Annotated in this window: 1 pseudogene; it reads left to right on the forward strand. The window is 47.1% G+C overall.

The annotated features are described in order from the left end of the window. Positions 1-831, forward strand: a pseudogene (locus tag R7Z50_RS26230) (hypothetical protein); the annotation flags it as partial.

The raw sequence follows: 831 nt of genomic DNA on the forward strand, positions 1-831 counted from the left end.
AAATTAGGTGTGAAGCTGTTTGGACTGATTAGCTGGGTCTTGATGGCGTCTGGCTGCGCTAATTTGTCTGCGGGCAATTTGTTTAGCCACTACAGCGACCAGAATCAAGAAGTTTATCAGGCAGTTGTTGCTGGCAATTATGCCAACGCTGAGCAACTCCAATCGAGCGACGTCGGTGGCGAGATCCTTGGCAATTTCGAAAAGGGTCGTATTTCATTCCTTGCGAAAGATTATCCAACCAGCCTCAAAGCTCTCGAAGAGAGCGACCGCGCGGTACGTGTTCAACAAGACCGAGCAACCATTTCTGTTTCTGAAACAGCGACGAGCGTAGGTTCACTTGCTGTAAACGACAATCTTAACGAATACCAACCTGCAGACTACGAACTCGGCTTTTTGCATTTATACCTTGGTCTGAACTATCTACAAAAAAATGATTTAGAAGGCGCAATCGTCGAAGTTCGTCGTGCTAACCAAGTTCAGGAAGCGGCGAGAAAAGCGCGTGAAAAAGAGCTGAAGTCGGCAGAAAAAGATCTAAAAAACCAAGGTATGTCAGCCAACTTAGGCAGCGTGCTCGCGAGTTATCCAGACGCAGGGAAAAAACTCAGCGCGGTGCAAAACGGTTATCTCTTCTATCTTTCTGGTTTGTTGTACGAAGCGTCACGCGATCTTAACAGCGCTTATGTGGATTACCGTCGCGCTTTGGCTGTGATGCCAGATAACAAACAAGTTATTGAAAGCACGATGTACGCCGCGAAAAAGCTCGGTATGCGTGAAGATTTACGTCTGCTTGAAAAACGCTATGGCAAGGCACCGACAGGGTTAAATAAGTCG

Source organism: Vibrio sp. 1249-1 (assembly GCF_033340495.1).